General features: G+C 64.4%; 23 protein-coding genes. 11 read left to right on the top strand and 12 right to left on the bottom strand.

The features are described 5' to 3' along the window. Window positions 1–67: 67 nt before the first annotated feature. On the bottom strand, window positions 68–1,057 hold the full coding sequence (locus tag ISF28_RS11060; protein WP_229519013.1) for an HDOD domain-containing protein: 990 nt from the start codon (window positions 1,055–1,057) through the stop codon (window positions 68–70). 229 nt (window positions 1,058–1,286) lie between these two features. Between ISF28_RS11060 and ISF28_RS11055 the strand changes: the two genes are divergently transcribed. From ISF28_RS11055 to ISF28_RS11045, 3 genes are all read left to right on the top strand, one after another. Continuing rightward, window positions 1,287–1,754 (top strand): chemotaxis protein CheW, encoded by a 468-nt coding sequence (locus ISF28_RS11055; RefSeq protein WP_198117243.1) that lies wholly within the window; start codon window positions 1,287–1,289, stop codon window positions 1,752–1,754. A gap of 206 nt (window positions 1,755–1,960) precedes the next feature. Next, window positions 1,961–2,272: a type II toxin-antitoxin system TacA family antitoxin gene (locus tag ISF28_RS11050; RefSeq protein ID WP_198117242.1), complete on the top strand. Its 312-nt coding sequence runs from the start codon at window positions 1,961–1,963 to the stop codon at window positions 2,270–2,272. Then, window positions 2,232–2,750: a GNAT family N-acetyltransferase gene (locus ISF28_RS11045; RefSeq protein ID WP_198117241.1), complete on the top strand. Its 519-nt coding sequence runs from the start codon at window positions 2,232–2,234 to the stop codon at window positions 2,748–2,750. Before ISF28_RS11050 ends, ISF28_RS11045 begins: the two co-directional genes overlap by 41 nt. Window positions 2,751–2,792: 42 nt before the next feature. On the opposite strand, the gene ISF28_RS11040 is transcribed toward ISF28_RS11045, so the two are convergent. From ISF28_RS11040 to dapC, 7 genes are all read right to left on the bottom strand, one after another. Then, window positions 2,793–4,760, bottom strand: a complete 1,968-nt coding sequence (locus tag ISF28_RS11040; protein ID WP_198117240.1) for an ATP-binding cassette domain-containing protein — start codon at window positions 4,758–4,760, stop codon at window positions 2,793–2,795. Between the two features lie 125 nt (window positions 4,761–4,885). Continuing rightward, window positions 4,886–5,773: a 50S ribosomal protein L3 N(5)-glutamine methyltransferase gene (gene prmB, locus ISF28_RS11035; RefSeq protein ID WP_198117239.1), complete on the bottom strand. Its 888-nt coding sequence runs from the start codon at window positions 5,771–5,773 to the stop codon at window positions 4,886–4,888. A gap of 15 nt (window positions 5,774–5,788) precedes the next feature. After that, window positions 5,789–6,940: a succinyl-diaminopimelate desuccinylase gene (gene dapE / locus ISF28_RS11030; protein ID WP_198117238.1), complete on the bottom strand. Its 1,152-nt coding sequence runs from the start codon at window positions 6,938–6,940 to the stop codon at window positions 5,789–5,791. Next, entirely contained in the window at window positions 6,937–7,299 is a 363-nt protein-coding gene (locus tag ISF28_RS11025; RefSeq protein ID WP_198117237.1) for an ArsC family reductase, read from the bottom strand. The genes dapE and ISF28_RS11025 overlap by 4 nt, the downstream gene beginning before the upstream one ends. 128 nt (window positions 7,300–7,427) lie before the next feature. Beyond that, window positions 7,428–8,570, bottom strand: coding sequence for a PilT/PilU family type 4a pilus ATPase (locus ISF28_RS11020; RefSeq protein ID WP_198117236.1), 1,143 nt, complete (start codon window positions 8,568–8,570; stop codon window positions 7,428–7,430). Window positions 8,571–8,731: 161 nt separating this feature from the next. Then, window positions 8,732–9,556, bottom strand: a complete 825-nt coding sequence (dapD, locus tag ISF28_RS11015; protein ID WP_198117235.1) for a 2,3,4,5-tetrahydropyridine-2,6-dicarboxylate N-succinyltransferase — start codon at window positions 9,554–9,556, stop codon at window positions 8,732–8,734. Window positions 9,557–9,581: 25 nt separating this feature from the next. Further along, entirely contained in the window at window positions 9,582–10,802 is a 1,221-nt protein-coding gene (gene dapC, locus ISF28_RS11010) for a succinyldiaminopimelate transaminase (protein ID WP_198117234.1), read from the bottom strand. Window positions 10,803–10,942: 140 nt separating this feature from the next. Here dapC and ISF28_RS11005 point away from each other — a divergent pair, with 140 nt between their 5' ends. Continuing rightward, window positions 10,943–11,704, top strand: coding sequence for a YoaK family protein (locus ISF28_RS11005; RefSeq protein ID WP_198117233.1), 762 nt, complete (start codon window positions 10,943–10,945; stop codon window positions 11,702–11,704). 6 nt (window positions 11,705–11,710) lie between these two features. Here ISF28_RS11005 and ISF28_RS11000 read toward each other — a convergent pair whose 3' ends face one another. Together ISF28_RS11000 and ISF28_RS10995 are read right to left on the bottom strand one after the other, a co-directional pair. Next, window positions 11,711–13,972 (bottom strand): glycoside hydrolase family 31 protein, encoded by a 2,262-nt coding sequence (locus tag ISF28_RS11000; protein ID WP_198117232.1) that lies wholly within the window; start codon window positions 13,970–13,972, stop codon window positions 11,711–11,713. 132 nt (window positions 13,973–14,104) lie between these two features. Further along, window positions 14,105–15,130, bottom strand: coding sequence for an AraC family transcriptional regulator (locus ISF28_RS10995; RefSeq protein ID WP_229519011.1), 1,026 nt, complete (start codon window positions 15,128–15,130; stop codon window positions 14,105–14,107). Window positions 15,131–15,235: 105 nt separating this feature from the next. Here ISF28_RS10995 and ISF28_RS10990 point away from each other — a divergent pair, with 105 nt between their 5' ends. The 7 genes from ISF28_RS10990 to ISF28_RS10960 all read left to right on the top strand — a co-directional run bounded on the left by ISF28_RS10990 (window position 15,236) and on the right by ISF28_RS10960 (window position 23,731). Beyond that, window positions 15,236–16,828, top strand: coding sequence for an FAD-binding oxidoreductase (locus ISF28_RS10990; RefSeq protein WP_198117230.1), 1,593 nt, complete (start codon window positions 15,236–15,238; stop codon window positions 16,826–16,828). Beyond that, window positions 16,825–18,414, top strand: a complete 1,590-nt coding sequence (locus ISF28_RS10985; protein ID WP_198117229.1) for a glycerol-3-phosphate dehydrogenase/oxidase — start codon at window positions 16,825–16,827, stop codon at window positions 18,412–18,414. The genes ISF28_RS10990 and ISF28_RS10985 overlap by 4 nt, the downstream gene beginning before the upstream one ends. Beyond that, window positions 18,404–19,966 carry an FGGY-family carbohydrate kinase gene (locus tag ISF28_RS10980; RefSeq protein WP_198117228.1) on the top strand — a complete coding sequence of 521 codons (1,563 nt, stop codon included), beginning with the start codon at window positions 18,404–18,406 and terminating at the stop codon, window positions 19,964–19,966. Before ISF28_RS10985 ends, ISF28_RS10980 begins: the two co-directional genes overlap by 11 nt. Before the next feature lie 347 nt (window positions 19,967–20,313). Next, window positions 20,314–20,694 (top strand): DUF6228 family protein, encoded by a 381-nt coding sequence (locus ISF28_RS31170; RefSeq protein ID WP_370663419.1) that lies wholly within the window; start codon window positions 20,314–20,316, stop codon window positions 20,692–20,694. A gap of 173 nt (window positions 20,695–20,867) precedes the next feature. Then, window positions 20,868–21,029, top strand: coding sequence for a hypothetical protein (locus ISF28_RS10970; protein WP_198117226.1), 162 nt, complete (start codon window positions 20,868–20,870; stop codon window positions 21,027–21,029). A gap of 83 nt (window positions 21,030–21,112) precedes the next feature. After that, entirely contained in the window at window positions 21,113–21,718 is a 606-nt protein-coding gene (locus ISF28_RS10965) for a hypothetical protein (protein ID WP_198117225.1), read from the top strand. 216 nt (window positions 21,719–21,934) lie between these two features. Next, a complete protein-coding gene (locus ISF28_RS10960) occupies window positions 21,935–23,731 on the top strand; it encodes a hypothetical protein (RefSeq protein WP_198117224.1) in 1,797 nt (598 codons plus the stop codon). Between the two features lie 315 nt (window positions 23,732–24,046). Here the strand turns inward: ISF28_RS10960 and ISF28_RS10955 are convergent, their stop codons facing one another. Together ISF28_RS10955 and ISF28_RS10950 are read right to left on the bottom strand one after the other, a co-directional pair. Further along, a complete protein-coding gene (locus tag ISF28_RS10955; protein WP_198117223.1) occupies window positions 24,047–25,135 on the bottom strand; it encodes an XRE family transcriptional regulator in 1,089 nt (362 codons plus the stop codon). Further along, on the bottom strand, window positions 25,132–25,731 hold the full coding sequence (locus tag ISF28_RS10950; RefSeq protein WP_198117222.1) for a hypothetical protein: 600 nt from the start codon (window positions 25,729–25,731) through the stop codon (window positions 25,132–25,134). The genes ISF28_RS10955 and ISF28_RS10950 overlap by 4 nt, the downstream gene beginning before the upstream one ends. Window positions 25,732–26,096: the final 365 nt, after the last annotated feature.

The raw sequence follows: 26,096 nt of genomic DNA, 5'->3' as shown, positions 1-26,096 counted from the left end.
CCCACCCTACGAGGTCTCTCAAGTCGTAGGGCGGGCGCCCCGCGCCCACCGAGCGCTCGCGCCGCCGTCAATCGTGATACGTCGCGGCCAACGCGTCGTAGCATTGCGCCGCCTCGGGCGGCAGGCCCGCGAACAGGGCTTCGTCGGCTTCGTCTACCAGCCCCTGTTCGACGAGCATCCTCACCTTCCCCAGGTAATCCGTCAGCTTGAGCAAGCGCCCCAGCGGCGACACCGGCGCGCCGCGCCGCAGCTCTCCCTGTTCCAGCAGCGCCTGTGCCACCGTGTCCGGAAAATTCCACTCGCGCGCGATGCTCGCGCACAGGCGGCGCGTGTCGCGCGCCAGCTGGGCCAGGAAGACGTCGGAGCCGAGGCGCTCGCCGTCCTGCGCCGTCTGGTCCATGACGCGCAGGCTGACGATCAGCCCCACGTTCTGCAGCAGTCCGGCCAGGAACGCGTCGAACGGCTCGATGCCGGCGCCGGCCGCCTGGCGCGCGGCCAGCGCGCAGCGCTCCGAATGCGCCCACAGGTGCGGCGCCAGCCGGCGCGTGTAGAACCCGGAATGCATGTCGATGATCGGCCGGAACGCGACCGTCGTGATCAGCTGGCGCAGGCCCTCCTGGCCGATCAGGATCACAGCGTGCTCGATGCTCGCGATGGCTTGCCCGTTCCCCTGGTAACAGCTGTTGGCGAGGCGGACGACGGCCGCCACCAGCACGGGGTCGGAGGCGATCGTGCGCGACAGCGCGGCGCCGGAAAAGGTTTCGCTGCGCAGGCTTTGCAGCAGTTGCGGCACGAGCCCCGGCATGCGCCGCACGAGCGCCGCGCCGGACTGCTGCGACGCGACGATCGCGGCCAGCGCATCCAGCACGCGGGCTTCGGCGCCGGAGAGCTCCAGGCCGCCGTCGGCGCGGTCGAACAGCCAGGCGTTCCAGGCGCCGTTGATCCGCTCCAGCTGCTCGAACGAGACGGGGGCCGTGCCCGCCCGAGCGGGAGCGGATCCCGGCACCGGTACCGGCACCGCAGCGGGGGCCGGCGCGGGCACTGGCGCCGCGGGCATGGGAACCGCCTCGACGGCAGCCGCGGCAGGCTGGGGTTGCCCGGCGGCCGGGCCGGAGATCAAGCGTTGCAGCCACCGAAACATCGTCATCCCCTCTAGGTCAATTCCGAACATTGTACGGACGCAGGCGCTGAACGCAAGGTAGGAAATGTCTCATAAATTGTTGACTGCACTCAACAATTGCTGGCCGTCATCGTCTTAGCATGGCGGTCTTGAGAAAGGATTCGCCATGCACACGACTCTGACCACGACCACCCAATTCCTGAGCTTCACCCTCGGCGGGCTCGAATACGGGCTCGATTTCGCCAAGGTGCAGGAACTGCGCGTGCTCAAGGCGCTCGAGCGGTTCGCGTCGGCCGGCGAGATCATCGGCGGCGTCGCGGTGTCGCGCGGCGTGATCATGCCGCTCGTCGACATGCGCGCCGCCTGCGGCCGGGCGCCCGGCGCGCCCGATCCGATGACCGACGTGATCATCCTCAGGCTGTCTTCATGCGTGATGGGGATGGTGGTGGATGGCGTGACGGGCGTCGTGTCGTTGACGCCGGAGCAGGTGTCGCCCGTGCCGGCCACGGACGATGCCCCGGTCGATTACCTGATCGGACTGGGGCAGGTGGGGACGCGCCGGCTGATCCTCGTCGACATCGACCGGCTGATGTCGGTGCGCCGGCCGAAAAAAGAGGCGCGCCAGGTCGCCTGACAATCGTCGTTCCCGCCGGGGAGGGTGCGGCTGGGGCCTCGACACGAGCGGTCCCCTTGGTGCCAGATTGCCGATAGGTGCCATGTTGCCGCATGGCGTCAATTTGACGCCGGCCCTGGGGGGCGCTATAGTGACTTGGTCATGAAAAACCTGCCTGCATAAATGGAAGGAGCAGGAAACACTTTTAAAACCTGAGAGGTATTTATATGAGCGCTTTAGTTGAAAAAGAGCGGATCACCGCGAGGATTTCAGCCGCAGTAGCGGAAACTTTAAACTCGGCAGCTGAGTTGACTGGAACTACATTGAATGGTTTTGTGGTTCAAGCTGCACTGGAAAAAGCGCAGAAGATCGTGGACCGGGAAAAACGGATCATGATTTCAAATAACGATGCGGCCATGTTACTCAACTTGCTTGACAACCCACCGAAGCCTAACGCGGCGATGGAACGCGGATTCAAGCGTTTCATGAAAGAGAAATATGGCAACACTGAAAGTACAAGCGCTGGAAAAAGCGCATGATGTAGCGAGCTTCGACTGTGGGAATCCGGACCTCGATCACTGGTTCAAAACCACGGCTCGACAACATCAGAAAAATGGGACATCCAAGACATTTGTGCTCATCGACGACGAGCAGCCGACAGTGATTATTGGTTTCGTCACCATGGCCATCAGGGTTGTCACCCCTAAGGAAGATTTGCCTCAGACGATGGCAAAGAAGCTTCCCGCAAACGTGTCTGGATATACGCTTGCGCGACTGGCAGTGTCCGTGAACGCGCAGAAGCAGGGCCATGGAGAATACCTGTTGTTTGAAGCGATGGAGCGAGCATATCGGGCTTCGAAACTCGTTGGAGGATTTGCGCTCTTCGTAGATGCCAAGGACGGAGCTGCCAGCTTCTATGCAAAATACGGGTTTGTACCACTTCCCGACGATCCGGATATCCTGGTGATGCCAATTGCGTCAATGCCTGCGTTTCCAGTTGAGGAATCGAAAGAATAACCAAATTCGGCCGCCGGAGCAGAGGGCGTTTTATCCCGCGCGCTACGCGACGAGGCTTTCCAGCTGCTCCTGCAACTCCAGCCACTCGTTTTCGAGATTGCCCAGGTCGCGCGTGAGGAATGCCTGGTCGGCCACGAGGTTCTTGAGCTCTTCCTTCTTGTCGGCCTCGTAGATGCCCGGTTCCAGCAGCCGGGCGTCGACCTCGGCCTTCTTCGCGTTCAACTTGGCCATCTGCTCTTCCAGCCGCTTGATGCGGTTTTCGATCGGCTTCTTGAGCGCCGCGAGGCGCTGGCGTTCTTCCGCTTCCAGGCGCTTCTGTTCCTTGCGGTCGACGGCGGGGGCGGCTGCCGCCGGGGCGGACGAGGGCAGCGGCGCGCTGGCGGCGCCGTCGGCCTTCAGCTTGGTCTGGAACAGCCAGTCCTTGTAGTCGTCCAGGTCGCCGTCGAATGGCTGCAGGCGGCCGTCGGCCACGATGATGAACTGGTCGGTCGTCGCGCGCAGCAGGTGGCGGTCGTGCGAGACGACGACGAGCGTGCCTTCGAACTGCGCCAGCGCCAGGGTGAGTGCTTCGCGCGTTTCCAGGTCCAGGTGGTTGGTCGGCTCGTCCAGCAGCAGCAGGTTCGGGCGCTGCCACACGATCAGCGCCAGCGCCAGGCGCGCCTTCTCGCCGCCGGAGAACGGCGCGATGGAACTCGTCACCATATCGCCCGGGAAGTTGAAGCCGCCGAGGAAGTTGCGCAGCTCCTGCTCGCGCGTCGTCGGCGCGATCTTCTGCAGGTGCCACAGCGGCGATTCGTCGTGGCGCAGCATCTCGACCTGGTGCTGGGCGAAGTAGCCGATCACGAGGCCTTTGCCGAGCGTCGCCGTACCGGCCAGCGGCGCGAGGTCGCCCGCCACGGTCTTGATCAGCGTCGATTTGCCGGCGCCGTTCACGCCCAACAGGCCGATGCGCTGGCCCGTCTGCAGCGAGAAGTTCACCTTGTGGACGATGGTCTTGCCGCCGACCTTGTCGCCGTGGCCGTCGAGGATGGGGTAGCCGGCGTCGACGTCTTCCATCACGAGCAGCGGATTCGGTGCCGACAGCGGATCGCGGAACTCGAACGAGAACTCGGCGGCCGCGCGCAGCGGCGCCAGTTCTTCCATCTTCGCCAGCGCCTTCATGCGGCTCTGCGCCTGGCGGGCCTTGGTGGCCTTGGCCTTGAAGCGGTCGACGAACGATTGCAGGTGGGCGCGGGTGCGCTGCTGTTTTTCGTACGCGGCCGCGGCGAGGACCAGGTGCGCGGCGCGCTGGCGCTCGAACGCGGAGTAGTTGCCGGAGTAGCGCTTCAGCTTGCGCTCGTCGATGTGCACGACGACGTTCACGATCTCGTCGAGGAAATCGCGGTCGTGCGAGATGATGATCAGGGTGCCCGCATAGCGCTTGAGCCAGTCCTCGAGCCAGATGATGGCGTCCAGGTCCAGGTGGTTGGTCGGCTCGTCCAGCAGCAGCAGGTCGGAAGGGCACATCAGCGCCTGCGCCAGGTTCAGGCGCATGCGCCAGCCGCCCGAGAAGCTGGCGACGGGCTGGCGCATCTGGTCCAGCGAGAAGCCGAGGCCCAGCAGCAGCTGCTCGGCGCGCGACTGCACCGTGTACGCGTCGGCGTCGGCGAGGCCCGAGTGCACGTGGCCGATGGCGATGCCGTTGTCCGTCGTGTGCGGCAGGGCTTCCAGGCGATCGAGCTCGGCCTGCAGGGTACGCAAGTGGGCGTCGCCGTCGATGGCGTACTCGATGGCGGGACGATCCAGCGCCGGGGTCTCCTGCGCCACGTAGGCCATGCGCCAGCGCGCGGGGAAGTCGATCCCGCCCTGGTCCGGATGAAGCTCATTGCGCAGCATTGCGAACAGGCTGGATTTGCCGGCGCCGTTCGCGCCGATCAGGCCGATCTTGTCGCCGGGGTTGAGGGTGAGGTCGGCGTCTTCCAGCAGCGGCTTCGTGCCGCGCATGAGACTGACGTTGGAAAATCGGATCATATTACTTGCAATCTAGCTCGGGAGGCGCAGACAGTAGGGTGGGGCATTTTATGCCGGGGGCATGAAATGCGTGCCCACCATGCGTTACCGCGACGCACGCATTTGGTGGGCGGAGGCCGCCCACCCTACAGCGATAACTGTTCGGCCGTCAGCAGGAAGACGGCATCGTCGCCCTGGCTCGTGGTCAACCACGTCAGGCCCAGGTGCCCGAACGCCGCTTCCGCGAACTCGCGCTCGTTGCCGATCTCGACGACCAGCACGCCTTCCGGCGTCAGGCGCTCGGCCGCGCCGTCGACGATCTTGCGCACGAGGTCCATGCCGTCGTCGCCGCCGGCCAGGGCGATTTGCGGCTCGCGCAGGTATTCCGGCGGCAGCTTGCCCATCGAGTCGCTGTTCACGTACGGCGGGTTCGTGACGATCAGGTCGTATTTCTTGAACGGCACGTGCTGGTACAGGTCGGACTCGATCGGGTTCACGCGGCCTTCCAGCTTGTAGTCGCGGATGTTGCGCTCGGCAACGGCCAGCGCGTCCTGCGAGATGTCGACGGCGTCGACGACGGCGTTCGGGAACGCGTCCGCCAGCATGATCGCCAGGCAGCCGGAGCCGGTGCACAGTTCGAGCACGTTCTCGACGGCGTCCGGATCGGCCACCCACGGGCTGAACTGGTTCGGGATCAGCTCGGCGATGAACGAGCGCGGCACGAGCACGCGCTCGTCGACGTAGAAGTTGTAGCTGCCCAGCCATGCTTCGTTCGTGATGTAGGCGGCGGGCACGCGCTCGGTGACGCGGCGCTCGATGACGGCCAGCACCTGCAGCACTTCTTCCGGCAGCAGGCGGGCGTCGAGGAAGGGCTCGAGCTTGTCCAGCGGCAGTTTCAGGGTGTGCAGGATCAGGTAGGCGGCCTCGTCGAACGCTTCGGCGCTGCCGTGGCCGAAGAACAGCTTGGCACCGTTGAAGCGGGTGACGGCGTAGCGCAGCAGGTCGCGCGGCGTGCAGAATTGGGTCGTGGTCATGGCCAGGTCTCGTCGTTATGCCGCGGACGGCGGGATGGTCAGCAATCGCTCCAGCGTGCGCCGGTAGATGTTCTTGAGCGGATCGATGTAGCGCACGTCGATGTGCTCGTCGATCTTGTGGATGCTGTCGTTGGGTGGCCCGCATTCTATCACCTGGGGGCAGATGCGGGCGATGAAGCGCCCGTCCGACGTCCCGCCCGTGGTCGACAATTCCGTCGACACGCCCAGTTCCTGCATGATGGCGCCGCAGATCGCGTCCGACAGCGTGCCTTTGGGCGTGAGGAAGGGCAGGCCGGACAGGGTCCACTTGAGATCGTAGTCGAGGCCGTGGCGGTCGAGGATCGCGTGCACGCGCGCCTGCAGGCTCTCGGCCGTGCTCGCGGTGGAAAAGCGGAAATTGAAATCGACCTTGAGTTCGCCCGGGATCACGTTCGTCGCGCCCGTGCCGGCCGCGATGTTCGACATCTGCCAGCTCGTCGGCGGAAAGTATTCGTTGCCCTCATCCCATTGCTCGGCCGCGAGCTCGGCCAGCGCCGGCGCCGCCAGGTGGATCGGGTTGCGCGCCAGGTGCGGGTAGGCGATATGGCCCTGCACGCCCTTGACGACGAGGCAGCCGGACAGCGAGCCGCGGCGGCCGTTCTTGATCATGTCGCCCAGCACGTGGCTGGACGTCGGCTCGCCCACGAGGCAGTAGTCGATCGTCTCGCCCCGTTCTTCCAGCAGGTCGCAGACGATGACGGTGCCGTCCGTGGCCGGGCCTTCCTCGTCGGACGTGAGCAGGAAGGCGATCGAGCCGATGTGGTCCGGATGCGCGCCGACGAATTCCTCGACGGCGACGACCATGGCCGCGATCGACGTCTTCATGTCCGACGCGCCGCGGCCGTACAGCTTGCCGTCGCGGAGGGTTGGCGTGAACGGCTGCGACGCCCATTGGCTGGCGGGACCGGTCGGCACGACGTCCGTGTGGCCGGCGAACACGAACACGGGCGCTGCGTCGCCGCGCCGGGCCCAGAGATTCGTCACGCCGTTCGATTCGATCGTCTCGCAGCGAAAGCCGAGGGGCGCCAGCAATTCCTGCAACTTCTGCTGGCAACCCTTGTCGTGCGGCGTGACGGAGTCGAGCGTGATCAGCTCTTCGGTCAGCTTCTGGGTGCGCGACGGTTTCATGCGGGCCAGTCTCCGAACAGCTCTTCGTACTGCGCGACGGAAAAGCCGACCGACAATTTACCGGCGCCTTCCAGCACCGGACGCTTGATGACGGACGGATTCTCCAGCATCAGGTCGAGGGCGCTGGCCTTGTCGACGACTTGCGCGCGGCGCTCGTCGGACAGCTTGCGCCACGTCGTGCCCTTGCGGTTGACGAGGGTTTCCCAGTCAAGTTGCTCGAGCCAGTGCAGGACGGTGGCGCGGTCCAGACCCTGTTTCTTGAAGTCGTGGAACGCGAATTCCTGGCCGTTGTCGGCGAGCCAGGTGCGGGCTTTCTTGACGGTGTCGCAGTTGGGAATGCCGTAGAGGATCTTTTTCATGGCGGTCGCTGCCGGCCGTGCGGCCGGTCGATCTTGCTGTTGGGGAAGCCGGAAAGGATAGCACAGGCCGGCCATCCACCCGATAGTTTAGCAAGGGCGGCGCCCCGGCAGCGCGCAGGCGCGGCCGCTTAATTGTCCAGCGTGAACTCCGTGAACGACGGCCCTTCCGGCTCGGCCGGCTTGGGCGCTTCCTCTTCCTTTGCCTTGCTGTCCGGCCCGTTGTTGATCAGCCAGAGCAGGTTGGTGGCCGAGTCGGCATTCGCGAGCGCCTCGTCCTGCGTGACGAGGTCGGCCTGCACGAGTTCCAGCAGCGCTTTTTCGAACGATTGCGAGCCCGGCGACAGGCTCTTGTCCATCGCTTCCTTGATCTGGCCGATGTCGCCCTTCTCGATCAGGTCGGCGACGTAGCGCGTGTTGACCATGATTTCCACGGCCGCCTGGCGCCGTCCGCCGGCCTTGGCGCGCACGAGGCGCTGCGACACGATGGCCTTCACGCTCGACGACAAGTCCTGCAGCAGGGCGGGGCGGTTTTCGATCGGGTAGAAGCTGATGATGCGGTTCAGCGCGTTGTAGCTGTTGTTCGCGTGCAGGGTCGCGAGCACGAGGTGGCCGGACTGGGCGTAGGCGAGGGCGGCGGCCATCGTGTCCTTGTCGCGGATCTCGCCGATCAGGATGCAGTCCGGCGCCTGGCGCATCGAATTGCGCAGGGCGACGTCGAAGCTCTTCGCGTCGCTGCCGATCTCGCGCTGGTTGACGATCGATTTCTTGTTCTTGAACAGGTATTCGATCGGGTCTTCCAGGGTGAGGATGTGGCCGTGGCGCTGCTCGTTGCGGTGGTCGAGCATCGAGGCGATCGTCGTCGACTTGCCGGAGCCGGTCGCGCCGACGATCAGCAGCAAGCCCCGTTTTTCCATGATCAGCTCGGACAGCACGGGCGGCAGGCCCAGTTCGGCCAGCGGCGGGATCGTTGCGGGAACAAAACGGAACACGGCGGAAATGCTGCCCCGCTGGCGGAAGGCGGACAGGCGGAAGCGGCCGAGATTGGCCACCGAGATGCCCATATTGAGCTCGTTGTCGCGGTCCAGCTCGTCCATCTGCTCGGGCGATGCGATTTCCGACAGCAGGACGCGGATGTTTTCCGGCTCGAGCTTGTTCTGGTTGATCGGGATGAGGTTCCCGTTGATCTTGATGTGGACTGGGGAATTGACCGCGAAGAACATGTCGGACGCGTTCTTTTCCTTCATCAATTGGAACAGGCGTTCCATCATCATGGTGTTCTCCCTTGCTTCGCGGTAATTTTTTGCGTTTAAGGGATTCTAACCTGATGGCGCGACGGTGCAAATGTAATGGTGGGCACGGGGTGCCCACCCTACGGCATCTCGCGTAGGGTGGGCTCCCCGAGCCCACCATCACCAACACATGAAGTGGCGGATCAAACGCCGCGCAGCAACTCGTTGATACCGGTCTTCGCGCGGGTCTTGGCATCGACCTGCTTGACGATCACCGCGCAATACAGGCTGTACTTGCCGTCGGCCGACGGCAGGCTGCCTGACACGACGACGGAACCGGCCGGGATGCGGCCATACGTCACTTCGCCCGTCTCGCGGTTGTAGATCTTGGTCGACTGGCCGATGTACACGCCCATCGAGATCACCGAGTTCTCTTCGACGATCACGCCTTCCACGATTTCCGAACGGGCGCCGATGAAGCAGTTGTCTTCGATGATGGTCGGGTTGGCCTGCATCGGTTCCAGCACGCCGCCGATGCCCACGCCGCCCGACAGGTGGACGTTCTTGCCGATCTGGGCGCAGGAGCCGACGGTGGCCCACGTGTCGACCATCGCGCCTTCGTCGACGTAGGCGCCGATGTTCACGTACGACGGCATCAGGACGACGTTCTTGCCGATGAACGAGCCGCGGCGGGCGACGGCCGGCGGGACGACGCGGAAACCGCCCTTGGCGAAATCTTCGGCGGTGTAGTTGGCGAACTTGGTCGGAACCTTGTCGTAGAACTGCATGCCGCCGCCCTCGACCGGCACGTTGTTCTCGAGGCGGAACGACAGCAGGACGGCTTTCTTGATCCACTGGTTCACGACCCAGCTGCCGGAATCTTTCTGGGCGACGCGCAGGGTGCCGTCGTCAAGGCCGGCCAGGACGTGGGCGACCGCGTCGCGCACTTCCGCGCTGGCGCCCGCCGGGCTGATGTCTGCGCGCTGTTCCCACGCGGTGTCGATGATGCTCTGGAGTTGTTGGGTCATGATGTCGGTCTGTTCAGGTGGTGATTCAGGAAGCCTTGAGGTTGTTGCAGAACTGGACGATGCGATTCGCCGCCTCCAGTCCTTCGTCCACTTCGGCGACGAGCGCCATGCGGATGCGGTTGCGGCCCGGATTGCTGCCGTGCGCGTCGCGCGCCAGGTAACTGCCGGGCAAAACCGTCACATTATATTCGGCGTACAGGCCGCGTGCGAACTCCGTGTCCGACAGGCCGGTGCGGCGCACGTCCGCCCACAGGTAGAAGCCGGCGTCCGGCAGTTCCACGTCCATCACCTGTTTCAGCAGCGGGGTGATGAGGTTGAATTTTTCCTTGTACAGGGTGCGGTTGTCCTGCACGTGGGCCTCGTCGTTCCACGCGGCGATCGACGCGGCCTGCACCGGCGGCGACATCGCCCCGCCGCAGTAGGTGCGGTACAGCAGGAATTTCTTCATCAGTTCCGGATCGCCGGCGACGAAGCCCGAGCGCATGCCCGGCACGTTCGAGCGCTTCGACAGGCTCGAGAACACGATCAGGTTCGGATACGGCCGCGCGCCGCCGCTCCGGCCCAGCTGGTGCGCCGCTTCCAGCGCGCCCAGCGGGGGCGTGGCGCCGAAATAGATCTCGGAATAGCATTCGTCGGCCGCGATGACGAAGCCGTGGCGGTCGGACAGCGCGAACAGTTCGCGCCAATCGTCCAGCGTGAGCACGGCGCCCGTCGGATTGCCGGGGGAGCACAGGTACAGCAGTTGCACGCGCGGCCACACGTCTGCCGGCACGCCGGCATAGTCGCAGGCGAAGTTGCGCGCCGGCTGGGAGTTCACGAAATACGGCTCGGCGCCCGCGAGGTAGGCCGCGCCTTCGTAGATCTGGTAGAACGGATTCGGGCTGACGACGAGGGCGCCCGGCTTCGATGCGTCGACCACGCTGTGCGCGATCGCGAACAGCGCCTCGCGCGATCCGTTCACCGGCAGCACCATCGTGGCCGGGTCCAGCGCCGGAATGCCGTAGCGGCGTTCCAGCCAGCCGGCGATCGCGGCGCGCAGCGGTTCGGTCCCGTGCGTGGTCGGATACGAGGCCAGGCCGGCCAGCGCGTGCGTCAGGGCTTTCTGGATGAAGGCGGGCGTCGGGTGCTTCGGTTCCCCGATGCCCAGGCTGATGGGCTGGTAGTCGGGATTCGGCGTGACGCCGGCGAACAACTGGCGCAGCTTTTCGAACGGATAGGGATGCAGGCGGTCGAGATGTGGATTCACGGCGATGTGGTTTCTTGGCGATGTTCGGTATGAGAAGGGCAATTATAGCCACGTAGGCGCAATCCGGTGCCGCGGCGGCCTTTCCGGGCGCCTCCGGCTGCGCTAGTATTGATGGAAGGAATCCCTGCCGCCCACCCATCATGCCCGTCAACTACGTCCGCACCCTTACCGCCCAGGCGCGCAGCGCGCGCGCCAACCGCCATCTCGGCTTCACCCTCGCCGGCGTGGCCGGTGCGATGAATGCCGGCGGCTTCCTGGCCGTACACCAGTACACGTCGCACATGACGGGCATCGTGTCGTCGGCGTCCGACAACCTCGCGCTGGGCGCGTTCGACCTCGTGCTGGACGCGCTGGGCGCCATGCTCTCGTTCGTGCTCGGGGCGGCCAGCACGGCGCTGCTCGTCAACTACGGCCGCCGGCGCGCGCTCGCGAGCGAGTACGCGCTGCCGCTGCTGTTCGAAGCCGTGCTGCTGCTGGCGTTCGGCGTGCTGGGCGCGCGCCTGTCCGAGGTCAAAGGCCTGTTCGTGCCCGCGACCGTGATGCTGTTGTGCTATACGATGGGCCTGCAGAACGCGCTCGTGACGAAGCTGTCGCATGCCGAGATCCGCACGACGCACATGACGGGCATCGTCACCGACATCGGCATCGAACTGGGCAAGATGTTGTACTGGAATATCGACAAGGGCCCGGGCAACCCGGCGCGGCCGCGCGTGACGGCCAACCACGAGCGCCTCGGAGTCTTGTGCGGGCTGCTGGGCAGCTTTTTCGGCGGCGGCGTGGCCGGCGCCCTCGGCTTCAAGGTGCTCGGCTACGTGGCGACGGTGCCGCTCGCATTGCTGCTGTGCGGCCTCGCCATCGTGCCGGCGCTGGACGACCTGCGCGCACGGGCGCGCAGGTCCTGAGCCCGTTCAGCCGCCGCAGTGCGGCAGCGCGACGGAGGTGGCCTTGCCGTCGTAGACGACCTTGACGATGGCGCCGGCTTGCGGGCCGCAGTGCACGGCGAACGCCTGGCGCGCCGGCATGCCGTCGTAGCGGCCCTGGCGCGCGGCGATGTCGAGCCGCTTGGCGCCGTCGTGCCACGTCATCCGCACCAGCGCGTAGGCGCCTTTCTGGTAGGCGTAGCCGTCGCCGCCATCGTCGTACAGTTCATACGCGCCATCCTTGCCTGGATAGACGACGAGGTCGATCGGCGCGTCCGACTTCTCGTCCGCGAACTGCTTGACGGGGCCCAGCGGCAGGATGCTGCCGGCGCGCACGTAGACGGGGATCGTCGCGATGTCGGCCTTCGCCGTCACGACCCGGCCGGCATCCAGCTTCGCGCCGGTCCAGAAATCGAACCACGCATCCTTGCCGGGCAGGTAGACCTCGCGCGCCTGCGCGGTCGCCTGCACGACGGGCGCCACCAGCAGGGCCTTGCCGAACATGTATTCGTCCGGGATGTGCAGGGCCTGGACGTCGTCGCGGAAGTCGAAGGCGAGGGCGCGCATCATCGTGCCGTCGTTGTGCGTGACGTCCCACGACGCCGAATAGATGTACGGCAGCAGGCGGTAGCGCAGGTCGATGTAGCGGCGCAGGATCGCCTGCGTGGCGTCGTCGAACTGCCAGATTTCCTTGCTGTCGCCGGTGCCGTGCACGCGGAACATCGGGTTGAAGACGCCGAACTGGAACCAGCGCGTGAACAGTTCCGCATAGGCCGGGTCCTTCGGCTTGCCGCCGAAGAAGCCGCCGATGTCGGCCGACCAGTACGGGATGCCGCTCATGGTGAAGTTCAGCGCGGCGGGCACCTGGCGGCGGAACACGTCCCAGGTGCCCATCGTGTCGCCCGACCACGTGATGGCCGCGTTGCGCTGCTGGCCCGCGTAGGCGGAACGGGTCAGGATGAATGCGCGCTTTTCGTGTTGATCGCGCACCATGCCGTCATGCACGGCCGTCGTGTGCAGCAGGGGGTAGGCGTTGTAGACGACGCTGCCCGGTCCGGCGGCGGTCTTCACGTCGCGCATCTGGCCCCACCAGCCGCCCAGTTCCGCCTCGGACGCGTCCAGCCACCAGCCGTCGAAGCCGAGCGTGCCGAGGCCACGCATGACCTGGCGCCAGTACAGGTCGCGGGCGCGCGGGTTGTACGCGTCGTACCAGCGGCCCTTGCCGGCCGGGTAGACGTTCGGGTAGGTGGCCGGGTACAGGCCGCCGATGGCGTCCAGCGCCTTGGTGTTCGCCGTGTCCGGGTCGAGACGGGCCCACACCGAGATGATGGCGTGGACGTGCTCGTCGTGCAGCTTCTTGACCATCGCGGCCGGATCGGGGTAGCGCGACTTGTCGAACGCGTGGCTGCCCCACTGGCCCGGCGCCCAGTACTGCCAGTCCTGGATGACGGCGTCGAGCGGCACCTTCATTTCACGGTATTTCGCGGCGATGCCGAGCAGCTCGTCCTGCGTCGCGTAGTGTTCCTTCGATTGCCACAGGCCCCACGTCCAGCGCGCCATCATCGGCGCCGTGCCGGTCAGGTGGCGGTAGTCCTTGATCACGTCGTCGAGCTCGGGCCCGTACATGAAATGGTAGTCGACGCCGCCCGCCTCCGAACGGAGCAGCATGGCCGGGCCCGAGGGCAGGTCGAGTTCCACGTTGGTGACGGCCGCGTTGTTCCACAGGATGCCGAACCCCTTGGGCGAGACGAGCACCGGCACGGCCACGTCGCGGTTGGCCTGCTGCAGGCGCACGATGTTGCCGCTGTAGTCGAGCAGGCCGTTCTGGTGCTGGCCGAGGCCGTACACGATGCCGCCCGTATTGAAGCGCTGCGTGACGCCGTGCGTGACGTCGCGGCCGCCTTCCTGCAGGACGTCCTTGCCGTCAGGCGTCTGGAACGTGACGTTGCCGTCGGCGCGCGCCACGCGCACGCGCAGGTCGGCCGTCGACAGCGTCCAGGCGTCGGCGCCCTCGTCGATCTTGAAGGCGATCTTCTCCGGCGGCGCGATGACGGCCGGGTTGTAATTGCCCGCGAAGCCCGCCGGGCCGAAGCGGACGTGGATCACGCGCGGCGCCACCGGTTCGATGGTCAGCACGCCCGCGTCCGTGCGCACCTGCATGCCCGTGCCGACGCGCTGCATGGCCGGCGCCGCGGCCTGCGCCGACAGCGCCCACACGGACGCCCCCGCAAGGAATAACGACTTCCACATTTTTTCTTTTCCTGTTCGTGTTGTTCAACCCGCCGACAGTCCCCCAGGGCGGATGCGTTGGTCAACGTCGTGTCGACGTGATTTCAAAGTCTAACATGAAATGTTAACGCGAACATTCAGAAATGATAGGTTTCATGAACGCGCCGACGTCCGTTCGCGCCAGGCGCCCGGATTCATGCCCGACCATTCGCGGAACGCGTGCGTGAACGCGCTCTGTTCCTGGAAGCCGAGGAGGAAGGCGATGTCGACGAGCGACAGCCCGTCCTGGCGCAGGTAGTCCATCGCCAGCGCATAGCGCGCCGCGTCGAGCACGTGCTGGAACGTCGCGCCCGCGTCGGCCAGCTTGCGCTGCAGGGTGCGCGGCGACAGGTCGAGCGCCGCCGCGATGCCGGCCAGCCGCACGGGCTCCGTCGCGAGGCGCGGCACGATGGCCGCGTGCACCTGCGCGACGATGTCCCCCGCCGCCCGCTCCCGTTCGCGCAGCAGGCGTTCGGCATGCTGCTGCAGCAGCGGATACATGCCCGTGTCCGCGGCCGGCAGCGGCAGCGCGAGCAGCGCCGCATCGAAATCGACCGTGTGCGCGGGCGCGCCGAAGTCCGGCACCATGCCCAGCACGCGCGCGTATTCCGCCGGGTCGGCTTCGCGCGGGCGCGCGTGCGCGAAGGCGAGGGCATGCGGCGCCAGCGGCCGGCCCGCGAGCCAGCTGCCGAACGTGCGGATGCCGGCGAACACGCTTTCCGCCAGGTGGCGGCTCGCGCCGGGAAAATGGCTGGTCCACGTGTAGCGCGCGAGGGTGCCGAGCGGTTCGAGGCGCGAGCGGCCGAGATCGTGCGCCAGCCGTTCGTAGCGCTGCGTCTGTTCCAGCGCCTGGCCGATGTCGCGGCAGGCCAGCAGCACGAGGCCGTACACGCTGTACGTGCCGGGCCGCACGCGCTCGCCCACGTGCAGGCCGAAATGCGGATCGCGCGCGAGGCGGCTGCCCGCGTCCAGCAGCGCGATGTAGTCGAGCGCCGCCAGCGTGTCCGGCGGCGGGTCCAGCGCGCCCGATGCGAGACCGGCGGCCGCCGCCAGCGCGGCCGGCGTGACGCCGCGCGCGGCGGCCGTCTCCAGCAGCGGCTGCAGATAGGCCGCGGTGACGCGCGGCGGCGAGGCTGGCATGTTCGAACAAGCGCTTGGCATGAATCCGCAATACCCCCGTCGTCGTTTTTCTTAAAGTGGTCGCCAACGAGTATAACGACATAACACGACGGGGAGAACGGCAGGATGCGACGCTGGAACGGGTGGGGAGACGATACGATCGAGGTGGCGCTGGGCGAGGCAGCGCTGGCGTTCCTGCGCGCGGGCATCGGCGCGGGCACGGCGCCGCGCGACGCCGCGTTCGACGCGCTGTGCGGGGCGCTCCCGCCCGGCCGGCTGCCGGCGCATCCGCTGGCCGACGCGCGTCCCGCGACTCGCCTGGCGCATGCGACGGGCCAGAGCCTGCCGGACTGGCTGCGGCTGCGCTACGGCCGCATCGACGCGGCGCCGGACGCCGTCGCCTTTCCCGAAAGCGCGGACGACGTGCGCGCGCTGCTGCGCTGGGCCGCGGACAACGACGCGGCCGTCGTCCCGTACGGCGGCGGCACGAGCGTCGCCGGCCACCTGGATACCGTCGGCGCGCGCCCCACCTTGTCCGTCGACACGTCGCGCATGCGCGCGCTCGTCGCCATCGACCGCGACGCGCAGCTGGCCGTGTTCGAGGCCGGCGTGGCGGGGCCCGATCTGGAAGCGCAGCTGCGCGCGCACGGCCACACGCTGGGCCACTTCCCGCAATCGTTCGATTATTCGACATTGGGCGGCTGGGTCGTCACGCGCTCGTCCGGCCAGCAATCGCTGCGCTACGGCCGCATCGAGCAGTTGTTCGCCGGCGGCCGCGTCGAGACGCCGGCCGGCCCGCTCGTCATCCCGACCTTTCCCGCTTCCGCCGCCGGTCCGGACTTGCGCGAACTGGTGCTGGGGTCGGAAGGGCGGCTCGGCATCCTGACGGAAGCGACGGTCCGCATCGCGCCCCTGCCGTCGTACGAGGCTTTCCACGCCGTGTTCTTCCCCGACTGGACGGCCGCCGAACTCGCGGTGCGGACGATCGTGCAGGCGCGTTTGGGCCTGTCGATGCTGCGCCTGTCGAACGCGGTGGAGACGGCGACGATGCTCACCCTGGCCGGCCACGGCCGCCAGGTGGCGCTGCTCGAGGCGTGGCTGAAGCTGCGCGGCGCGGGCGCCGGCAAATGCATGCTGCTCGTGGGCGCCAGCGGCGAGCGCGCCCAGGCCCGCGCCGCCTTGAAGGGCGCGTTGTCCCTGGCGCGGCGCGACGGCGGCGTGCATGCGGGCCGCGGGCTGGGCGAGCGTTGGAAGCGCAACCGCTTCCGCAACGTCTACTTGCGCAACAGCGCGTGGTCGCACGGCTATGCGATCGACACGGTGGAGACGGCGCTCGACTGGCCCCGCGTCACGCCGGCCATGCAGGCGATCGAAGGCGCCGCGCACGATGCGCTCGCCCGGGACGGCGAACGCGTGCACGCGTACACGCACCTGTCGCACCTGTATCCGCAGGGCGCCAGCGTCTATTCGACGTTTATCTGGCGCCTGGCCGGCGACTACGACGCGGACCTGGCGCGCTGGCGCCTGCTCAAGACGGCCGTGTCGGACGCGATCGTCGCGAGCGGCGGCACGATCAGCCACCAGCACGGCGTAGGCCGCGACCACGCGCCGTGGCTCGCGCGCGAGAAGGGCGAACTGGGCATGGCCGCGCTGCGCGCGCTGTTCCGAGCGTTCGACCCGGACGGCCGCATGAATCCCGGCAAGCTGGTGACGCCATGAGCGGCCAGTTCTCCGCGTTGTGGCAACGGGGCGGACGCGCGGGCTTGCCGGACGCGCTGGCGCGCGACTGGGACGTGCTCGTGATCGGCGGCGGCATCTGCGGCGCCGGCGTGCTGCTGGAGGCCGCGCGGCGCGGCCTGCGCGCGCTGCTGGTCGAACGCCGCGACTTCGCATGGGGCACGTCGAGCCGTTCGTCGAAGCTCGTGCACGGCGGCCTGCGCTACCTGAAGGACGGCCACGTGCGCCTGACGGCGGAATCCGTGCGCGAGCGCGAGATGCTGCTGCACTGCGCCCCCGGCCTCGTCGAGCCGCAGGGCTTCGCGTTCCCGCAGTACGGCAAGGCGCGCGGGCGGCGCAGCTTCCTGGCCGGCCTTGCGCTCTACGACATGATGGCCGGACGGCGCGAACGCCACTGGCTGCCCGCCGACGACTTCCTGATGGCGGCGCCGAACGTGAAACGGGACGGCCTCGCGGGCGGCATCGTCTACACGGACGCCCGCACGGACGACGCCCGGCTCGTGCTGCGCGTGCTGCGCGAGGCGCAGGGCCACGGCGCGGCGGCCGTCAACCATCTCGGCGCGACCGCGCTGCTGCGCGACGGGGGCAGGGTGTGCGGCGCGACGCTCGCCTGCGGCGTCGACGGCACCGAATACACGGTGCGCGCCAAGGTCGTCGTCGACGCGACGGGGGCGTGGTCCGGGCCCCTGCATGGCGCAGGCCCGCGCCTGCGTCCGCTGCGCGGCAGCCACCTGGTCCTGCCCGCGTGGCGCCTGCCGCTGGCGCGCGCCGTCAGCCTGATGCACCCGCACGACGGCCGGCCCGTGTTCGCCTTTCCGTGGGAGGGCGCGACCTTGGTCGGCACGACGGACCTGGACCACCGCGACCCGATGGAGCGCGAGGCCCGCATCACCCGCGCGGAGGTCGACTACCTGATGGCGGCGCTGCGGGCGCAGTTCCCACATCTGCAACTAACCGACGAGGACATCGTGTCGACCTACGCGGGCGTGCGCCCCGTCATCGCGGGCAAGGAGGGCGGGGCGCCGTCGCAGGAGGGGCGCGAGCACGTCGTGTGGAGCGCGGACGGCCTCGTCGCCATCGCCGGCGGCAAGCTGACGACGTTCCGCGCCATCGCCCTCGACGCGCTGCGCCTCGTGCAGGCGCAACTGCCGGGCTGGCGCGATCCGCTCGACGTCCGCGCCGTGTTCGCGCCCGTGGCCATGCCGGCGGGGCGGGGCAGCGTCGACGCGGGGCTCGGCCGCCGCCTGCGCGGCCGTTACGGCGCCTGCGCCGCGGCGCTGCTGGACGCGGCGCGGCCGGGCGAACTGGAACGCATTCCCGGCACGGACACCGCGTGGGCCGAGCTGCGCTGGGCCGCGCGCGCCGAAGCCGTGCAGCACCTCGACGACGTGCTGCTGCGCCGCACCCGCCTCGGCCTGCTGCTGCGCGGCGGCGGCGCTGCACACATGGCACGCATCCGCGCCATCTGCCAGCCGGAACTCGGCTGGGACGACGCGCAGTGGGCGCAGGAAGAAGCGGCCTACCGCGCGCACTGGAACCAGCACCACGGCCTGCCCGATGAAGCTTGAGCCCACCATCCTCGCCATCGACAACGGCACCCAGAGCGTGCGCGCGATCCTGTTCGACCTCGCCGGCAACATCGTCGCCAAATCGCAGGTGATGCTGGACCCGTATTTTTCCACGCACCCCGGCTGGGCCGAGCACGACCCGGAAGATTACTGGCAATCGCTGTGCCGCGCGTGCCAGGGTCTGTGGACCCGGCCCGGCGTGCGCCGCGCATCGATCGCCGGCGTGGCGGTGACGACGCAGCGCGGCACGGTCGTCAACCTCGACCGCGACGGCCGGCCGCTGCGGCCCGCGATCACGTGGCTCGACCAGCGTCACACGGACATCGTGCCGCCGCTGCCGTGGTGGTGGCGTGCCGCGTTCAAGCTGGCGCGCGTAGACCGCACCATCGATTATTTCCGCGGCGAGGCCGAGATCAATTGGATCCGCGCGCACGAACCGGACGTCTGGGCCGCGACCGACAAATTCCTGCTGCTGTCCGGCTACTTGAACTGGCGGCTGTGCGGGCGTTTCGCCGACTCGTCCGGCTCGCAGGTCGCCTACGTCCCGTTCGATTACAAGCGCCGCCGCTGGGCCGGCCCGCGCGACTGGAAGTGGCAGGCGCTGGCAGTCGAGCCGCGCATGCTGCCGGAACTCGTGGAACCGGGCGAGCGTCTGGGCGAAATCAGCCGTGCGGCATCCGAGGCGACCGGCATCCCGGCCGGCACGCCGCTGCTGGCGGCCGCCGCCGACAAGGCGTGCGAGGTGATCGGCGCCGGCTGCCGCGAGCCGCACGTGGGATGTCTCAGCTACGGCACGACGGCAACCATCAACACGACGGGCACGCGCTACGTCGAGGTGACGCCGTTCCTGCCGCCGTATCCGGCCGCGATCCCCGGCGCGTACAGCAGCGAGGTGCAGGTGTTCCGCGGCTACTGGATGGTCAACTGGTTCAAGGAGCAGTTCGGTCACCGCGAACTGGCCCGCGCGCTGGCGGAGGACGTGGCGCCCGAACAGCTGTTCGACCAGATGGCGAGCGCCGTCCCGCCGGGAGCGATGGGCCTGATGCTGCAGCCGTACTGGACGCCGGGCATCCGCGTGCCGGGCCGCGAGGCGAAGGGCGCCATCGTCGGCTTCGGCGACGTGCACACCCGCGCGCACGTCTACCGCGCAATCCTGGAAGGGTTGGCATACGCGCTGCGCGAAGGGAAGGAACGCATCGAAAAACGCAGCGGCGTGGCGATCACCGAGCTGCGCGTATCGGGCGGCGGCTCGCAGAGCGACTGCGCGATGCAGCTGACGGCCGACATCTTCGGCCTGCCGACGGCGCGCCCGCACGTGTACGAAACGTCGGGCCTGGGCGCCGCCATCGACGCGGCCGTGGGCCTCGGCCTGCATCGCGATTTCGCGGCGGCCATCGGGGCGATGACGCGGGTGGGCCGCGTGTTCGAACCCGTGCCGGCGCACCGCGACGTGTACGAGCGGCTGTACCGGCAGGTCTATCTGAAGATGTATCGGCAGTTGAAGCCGCTGTATCGGGAGATTGCGGAGATTACGGGGTATCCGAAGCGGTAGCGGGAACAGCTCGACGATTTGTCTCACCGTTCGCCGTGCCCGAACCCGTGCGACTTGGCGCCGCAAAACATCCGACTGTAGAGCGCCTGAGGAGACGTCGTACTTGCTCCAGCAGCAACAAGCTCATACACTGAGCCATACCGGACGCCTGCAATCGGCCGAGGCTGTGTAAAAACGCGCGACACGCGTGTTTTCAGGGGGCTCTTTACCATTCCCGACCTCGAGAAAACGGCGTAGCGAGCGCTTTAAGAGGTCGAGTCGCGGCATCGCGCCACCCGGGTCGCGTTTTTACACAGCCTGGGCCACAAGCGGACCTGCAATTCCGACCTAACAAGTGCTCGCTCCCCATGATCAATATCCGATCCTGTAGCTCAAATCGCGAACTTAGAATCAGCTGCGCAAGCGGCTCGTATTTGCTCGCTGAGCTCGTTGGTTTCCCCGTCTCGGCAAAGGTCGAAGTGTGGGTTGAAACCGGCGATGCTCCCGGACTTCAAGCGTTCCTTGCCGACCTTGGCAAGCAGGACGGGCCATGGAGAGGCACACGGGAATGGCAGTCGATTGAAGGAGATTTCAAGCTTTCCGCGACCTGTACTGCACTCGGGAATGTTGTCTTCAACGTCGAGCTGCACGGATTGCAGGGCGCAACTGAAGAATGGACTGTCACCGCTGGCATTGACTGCGAGCTGGGCCAACTCGAACGCCTGTTCCATGGGTCTGGTTCCGGATAGACTCGTTGAGCCCTCGTGGGCCGCGACCGTATGCTCAGGGTCGGACGCCGCCGGTCGTGACAGGCAGAATTCGGCCAAGATCGGCCGTTCAGGGCTCCCGGCCTTTCGCCATCACAAACCTTTACCGTTGAAAGCAACGTTGATGATCCTGGAAGTCGCCCCGCTGCAAATACGTGCTGGCCAAGAAGCAGCCTTCGAAGCCGCATTCAACGTTGTGCGTCGAGGAGCTGCCGTTCACCGAAGTCGAAAAGCTGATGCGGATGGCGAGAGACGAGCTAGGATCGTTGGAGGACGGAACGCCGCTGCCGCCCTTGCTCGAACTTGACGATGAGTAGTTAAACCGTCTGCTTCCGGCGAAGAGTGGCCTTGATGGACGCTCAGATCACTGAACCAACCCTGTAGTGTAAGTCTCAAAACCATGTCGGCACCTCTACGTCAATCTCTACCATTTACCCCTTTCCCGAGCGCACGAGCTAGCCTGAAGCCAGGTGCGTTATACGCGATCGACGGTGATGACGGATTCATCTACTATGGTCAAGTGACGCCAGAAAAAAGTATCGGCTTCTTTCGCTTAAGGAGCGAAGTCGTTTCAATTCCTGATGCACTTTCTGCCGCAGTCATGTCTCGTTTCTTAGTTGGACATCCTTCTATTGGGCGGGCTGTCAGATCAGGAAAGTGGTTGAGCATAGGAACGCATCCCATTCATACAGCGCTTTGCGACCAGGCCGCCATGGTGCAATGGCCAGTAGGTACCACTGAGGTGACTATTTGGAAGGGCGGAGTAACTATCGGGACAACCCAAGTACACGATCCAAGTATTCAAGATCTGGAAATTATCGCTGCGTACGACGCTGAGGCCCATGTGCCCGAGCGGTTAAGAGTGGACTACAACGGCAACGGGGATGCATGGTCGGTAGGTGGAAGCATCAGACGTGAGCGGGTAAAAAAGCAAGCACTGGCTAGAAAATTTCCTGACGCACCATGGCATCAGCTTCCGTCCGACTGGGTTCCTGTGGAGGAGTGACGTCCGCTCTGGGTCCAGGCCGTGACGGGACGCCATTGCGGCGCCAAGTGGTTCGTCTTCAGTGCAGCGCTCGACGCGTCGCACTGGTTCACATATTGGGTGCGTTTAGCGCACCCGTCAACACATTCGAGCGCCGCCTTTTTTTGATGATTGCATGTCCGATAGACAACCGATGGCTCGCTCATGTGGGCTTTCCTCTTACTGTTTGCTACTCCTATGCTGATCGACATAGATCTGGCGCTGTTGGTACGGCCCGAATGGGAATCGCTTAAAAATTTTTTTCGCCACCCTTTCAGCGACGAAAGTTGCAAACGTGTTGACGAAAAGTTGCCGCAACTGGCTCAAGCGTACCGCGGAATGGCCAATACTCGGGCTATCTGGGAGGGCGCATTACCTGTTTCGCAAATTGATGACGCTTCTGGCGTATTCATGCAACCTGGTGCAATCGGCTCACGGCGACTGCCTCGGATGCCTGAAGATATGCTCAAGACGCAATTATTTCTGCTTGAGGAAGTGTTACGTGATAATGCTGCTTGGGTGCGGAAGCGTGCGGAAAAGCGTGCCAAAGCACAAGGTCACCCCGTACCCGCTGCCGGATCAATGTCCAAGCTCGATGTAGATAGCAGTCGTTTAGCTCTGCGCGCGATTGCCTTGCACGAAGCTGCCTTCCTTGCGCTAGCCGGCTTGTTCAAGGCGCAAAGCATCGGTTCACAGATCGAGTTTTCCCTGACACCCAGCGGTATCAAATGCCTCCGCAATCGAGTGTTAACAGCGCCGATGCAGGAGCATACGGAGTTGATGCTTCGTCGAGAGTTGCTTGCACTTATTGCCGATCTGCGTCGATATGATCGAACAGGAACTAGCGGCATTGCCGCGCTGGTTAGGCCAGAGCTGCTAGACGAATTAGCAGACCGCTTTCTCGACACCTTTTTCTCGCTCGGTTCCCATATGCGCCGCGCCCCAGAGGTAGTCCCGCTTATTCGCAATGCGCGCAACTTGTGCCGCTGGTTCGCCCTGTTGGAATTGGTACGCTTGGCCGGCGAAACGATCCTGCGCCCGGACTCCGACCTGATCGAACGACTACGTCTAGACTCCGACTTGCTCGATCATGTATTGACTGAACGCGCGAATGCGCTGCCCTCGGACCAAGGCATTCAGCGCAGCGTTTCGGGCACGCTCAGTCTTGGAACGACTGGACTCGCCCATGCAATCCACTGCTGCAAGGGCGCCGTCCTAAGCGAAACTCAAGCAACTCAGCTGGGGGAAAAATTCGAGGATGAGATCACAACCTATGTGCGCAAACACGTGCCATCCACCGATTACTTAGTTCGGCCCGGTTTCAAGCGTAGCGCCAATGGCGCAGGTTCAATGTACGACTGTGACCTAACCCTTTATGACGTTGAGCGTCGCAAATTTTTTTTCGTACAGGCCAAATGGAAACGCGACAGCCGCACAGCCGGCTTAGACGACGAATTGCACGATTGGGGAGCGAAAAATGGACCGTTGACTAAGGGCGTCAACCGTCTCGCCGCGCTGCGCGCCAGACTCGCCGAACCCGCAGTACTGGATCAAGTTCGTTCTGCACTGGGAGACATCAAAATCTCCGTCGATCACATTTTGGCGAACTCGTATTTTGTCGTTGTGCATACGCTGCCTTATTTCAATGCTTACGAAATCGACGGCGTCTTGATCTACGAATGGAACCTATTCCGGAACTTGCTATCGAGAGGTGCAGTCCGGCGTAGTTGGTCGCCTAATGGTGCGCCAGAACATGCGCTCCCGTTGCCGCTGCACCTGCATGACACGGTACTCGCGCTTGAGGACCCACAGCAGGTACTAGACTACTACTGTGCCGCGATTGGCATCGACCCAAGCCGACTACCGGCGGCCATGGAGTTGCGGCAGGAAGCCCGCTATGGCTTTGACCTAGAGGTGTCACACGCCTCATGGTGGCAACGGCTAACGAGACGGACGAGACGGAACAGAGTAAGTGTTATGCGGCCGTATATCTAATATGGTGGGTGTGACCAGCAGCGACTGGCGCGCCGGTTGCGGCGAGGCCTACCTTACTGCGGGTCACGGCAAGGACCTAGAGACCGTGCTATTCTGCCCGGCCCACCACGACGCGCGTGCGCACGACGGCAATCACGCCGACTGCCTGTACAGGATGCGGCAAGCTATCCAACGCGCTTTAGATCGACGTCCCCCTTCGGCCCCATGCGTTGCATGAGACGGATATTGCGAACGGTCCAGCTGGGCACTCCTCGAAGAGAAAGACTCGTCAAACTTCTGGCGAACTCGCTTTATCTCCACTGGCCCAAATAATACTTAGCGACGGAATGCGACGACGTTTTCTGCTCTTTCTACGCATGGCAGAGGAAGTAAGCTATCAAGCAAGCATGGTTGAACACGCATCTCACGCGCAATCGCTGCTGTCGGGATCCCAAAGTGATCTCTCATTACTTCCAATCCATCAACGATGATCTCTGGCTCTTCGCTTGTCATGAACCTATCCTCAGATTCTTGAACAGCTTCCCCATGACGATTGAGCCTAATATAGCCTGCTCGTACTTGTTCCTCGTTAAATACTCCAAGTTGCTTTCCTCTAAAGAGGATAGCTGCCTTCGAAACACCCCAACGTAGCTTTAACTCTGAAAGTCCCGGCCAGTTCAACCGAGAACCCCTGATTGCAATTGGACACTCGCGTACAAACGTGCTCCTAGGCATTAACAAAGCACTTGCGAAATGATTTGCTTGGGCTTCAGTCAACCTATCACCAGTCAAAATGCCAATGTGCAAAGAGAAATGACCGAGTTCGTGTGCGATGCCAAACCGCTCACGACACGCGGACCGATCCGTATCGTTCAAGGCAATGATAGGCCGTTTAGTAGCGAACGAAATTGCGTCGATTTCACTTGCGAGGCCACGGACTTTCATAACTGCGGCACCCGCGTTTTCAGCGATTCGAGTTACGTTGCTAAGAGGCCCAAGGCCGAGCCCAAAGGCTGATCTGAATTTTTCTGCCGCGCGCTCAATGGATTCTGCATAGGTAGGATCAGCTTCAGCAACTTGGTACTTAGGAAGCTCGACATGCTCGTCCAAAACGCCAACAAGGCGCTTCAAAATTTCACCTCGAGCGCGAGCTTCGTGCCTAAGAACTATCTTTGTAGTGAGTTGCCTTCGAAAATGGCATTGCTCATCTGTGATCGGATTGGGGTCAACGTGATAAAAGAAATCGGGAAGTACATTTAGCTCAGCAGCTAAAGCGTCTTCTAGCGAATCCGCCACTGCCTCACCACCATTTTCGATTCTGCTCAGAAACTGTTTAGACACGCTAACTCGTTCGCCTAAGTCCGCAAGAGAAAGTCTGTGAAATAGGCGAATTAGTCGTAAATTACTTCCAATAAAATTGCTCATTGAACCGATTCTTCAGCAACATCTCCATCGTCGCGGCGCTTGGGCGCAACGACAGGTTTCGCCACTTCAACGGCTTGTGGCAGCGCCTGTTTGCCTTCAACCCGAAGAACTCGAATCGTGCCCGACACCCAGCGGCAAGCCAATGTATCGTTGGCTGTAAACCCTAAAAACTCTACCCTCGGCTCATCAGCGCCGTTGTAACCACGATCAATTACGAAGCAAAACCGTCCAGCGTCTGTCGCAGGGGCGAACTCAAGAAACTCTGTCTGATACCGGTTCGCAGTGAGCACAGCAACCTTAGAAGGATTAGCAGGATCATCGTTGCTAAACCTGCACGGAACCCCACCAAGAGCGAACACCAAATCATTACCAGAATTCACGATCGTCAACCAAGGCTGTTGTCCGGTCAGCGCCTCTGCAATAATGCGATTCCGTTGACGCATGAACGTCGTGCAGCCACGCGTATAACCGTTGTCAGTAGGTCTAGTCAAGTCGTCCTCCGTAGCATAAAGCTCATCCAGGAGTAGACGCGCTATGAATTCCAAGCGATCGTGAGAAAGGTTGTGATTAAAGGTGCTAGGCAGAGGCAAGGTCATTTGTGCACTTTCGGGATTGTGTCAACCTAATTTTGGTGCGTTTTTTCGGAAACGTCAACCTAATTTTTGTGCAAATATGAAATTCCGTCAACTTATTTTTTGATTGCCGCGCGGCAATCATGCTTCCAATAGTGGATTCACGAGGCCAGTGATTATACTGTATGCACATACAGCGCAGAAACATCGTTCTTGGTAAGAATCGTTCGTAGCGGCCAATTAAAGGTGGCCGTGTTAATTCACTAAGTAGTCATGCAAAATTTATCGTGAACTTGCTGCCGAAGCCTCTCATCAAGGATTGAATTTCGTCGAGCAAATCCGCGCCGTTCCTGGCAACGAAGCGGCGCCAGAAGTGCTTGGCATGCTTC

It is taken from the genome of Massilia rhizosphaerae, from assembly GCF_016093545.1.
In the GTDB taxonomy this organism is placed as follows: Bacteria; Pseudomonadota; Gammaproteobacteria; order Burkholderiales; family Burkholderiaceae_D; genus Telluria; species Telluria rhizosphaerae.
The sequence above is the reverse complement of the archived record's forward strand: the minus strand, read 5'-3'. Positions and strand labels throughout refer to the sequence as shown.